Genomic DNA, 1,761 nt, shown 5'->3' on the forward strand with positions numbered 1-1,761 from the left:
CGGAGCGCACCACCCAGATGCTGCTGCCCTCCTGGCGGCGCGTGTAGACGTCGCGCGCCAACTGGATCGCCAGCTTGGCGTCGGCCGCGTGGAGGCTGCCGCAATGCTTGTGGTCCAGCCCCGCCTTGCTGCGCACGAACACCTCCCACAGGGTCCACTCGTCGGGCGTCGTTTCGTTCGGTGTCGTCATGTCGGTTGCTCCTTCACCCTAGGCCGCCAGTTCCGTGGTGATGGGCCGGGCCGCGAAGGCGAGTGCGGCCTCGCGGACCCAGGCGCCGTCGTCCCAGGCCTTCACGCGGGCCGCGAGGCGTTCGCGGTTGCAGGGACCGTCACCGCCGACCACACGCCAGAACTCGGCCCAGTCGATGGCGCCGAAGTCGCAGTGCTGGCGCTCCTCGTTCCACTTCAGGTCCGGGTCGGGGAAGGTGACGCCCAGCACCTTGGCCTGCGCCACCGCGGCGTCGACGAACTTCTGCCGCAGCTCGTCGTTGGAGTGGCGCTTGATGCCCCAGCGCATGCTTTGCGCCGAGTTGGGCGACTGGTCGTCGGGCGGTCCGAACATCATGATCGAGGGCCACCACCAGCGGTCCACCGCGTCCTGCACCATCGCCTTCTGCGCCACGGTGCCCTGGGTCATCATCGTCAGCAGCGCCTCGAAGCCCTGTCGCTGATGGAAGCTTTCTTCGCGGCAGATGCGCACCATCGCGCGCGCATAGGGCGCATAGGAGCAGCGGCAGATCGGCACCTGGTTCATGATCGCCGCGCCGTCGACCAGCCAGCCGATCACACCCATGTCGGCCCAACTCGTGGTCGGGTAGTTGAAGATCGAGCTGTACTTGGCACGGCCGCTGTGCAGCGCGGCGAGCATCTGGTCGCGCGAGGTGCCGAGCGTCTCGGCCGCCGCATAGAGATAAAGGCCGTGGCCGGCTTCGTCCTGCACCTTGGCGAGCAGGATGGTCTTGCGCTTGAGCGTGGGCGCGCGCGTGATCCAGTTGCCCTCGGGCAGCATGCCGACGACCTCGGAGTGCGCGTGCTGGCTGATCTGGCGCACCAGCGTCTTGCGGTAGTGCTCGGGCATCCAGTCCTTGGCCTCGATGAACTCGCCGCCATCGATGCGGGCATCAAAGCGCTGCTCGAGCAGCATCTCCTCGGACGAGCGCACCGGCTTCTTGCCCTCGCCACCGTCCTTGCCCATCGTGTCCATGGCCTGGGTGTACATCGCTTGAATCCTTGAAAGAGTCTGACCTTGCGCGGCAGTCGAGCCGCCTAGATCTTGCGTCGGTCGATGACGCGACGCGCCTTGCCGACCAGCGTGCGCTCGATGCTGCCCGGCGCCCCCACCACCACCTGCGTGGTGATGCCGACCCTGTTCTTGATGCGCTCCCCGAGCCACGCTGCGATGTCGCTGGCGTTGACGCCCGTCACCGACGCATGCAGCTCGCAACGAACCTCGACCGCGTCCAAATGGCCCTCGCGCGTCACCACCAACTGGTACTGGCCGGCGAGCTGGCCGTGCTGCAGGATCAGCTCCTCGATCTGCGTCGGAAACACATTGATGCCGCGAATGATGAGCATGTCGTCGCTGCGCCCGACGATCTTGCCGATGCGCCGAAAGCTGCGCGCCGTGGGCGGCAGCAGGCGCGTCAGGTCGCGCGTGCGATAACGGACCATCGGCAACGCCTCCTTGGTGAGGGTGGTGAAGACCAGCTCGCCCTCCTGGCCGTCGGGCAGCACTTCGCCGGTGTCCGGGTCGATGATCTC

General features: G+C 67.2%; 3 protein-coding genes. All 3 read right to left on the minus strand.

From position 1 onward, the window contains the following. Positions 1 to 190: 1,2-phenylacetyl-CoA epoxidase subunit PaaB (paaB, locus tag RMO12_RS01350; protein WP_309637926.1), on the minus strand; the 190-nt coding region annotated here is incomplete at its 3' end. An 18-nt stretch (positions 191 to 208) separates the two neighbouring features. Then, the gene (gene paaA, locus RMO12_RS01355) at positions 209 to 1,219 is read right to left on the minus strand and encodes a 1,2-phenylacetyl-CoA epoxidase subunit PaaA (RefSeq protein ID WP_309637927.1); all 1,011 of its coding nucleotides are present in this window, start codon (positions 1,217 to 1,219) and stop codon (positions 209 to 211) included. 47 nt (positions 1,220 to 1,266) lie between these two features. Next, positions 1,267 to 1,761: phenylacetate--CoA ligase family protein (locus RMO12_RS01360; RefSeq protein ID WP_405029599.1), on the minus strand; the 495-nt coding region annotated here is incomplete at its 5' end.

It is taken from the genome of Methylibium sp., from assembly GCF_031393925.1.
Classification (GTDB): Bacteria; Pseudomonadota; Gammaproteobacteria; order Burkholderiales; family Burkholderiaceae_C; genus Methylibium.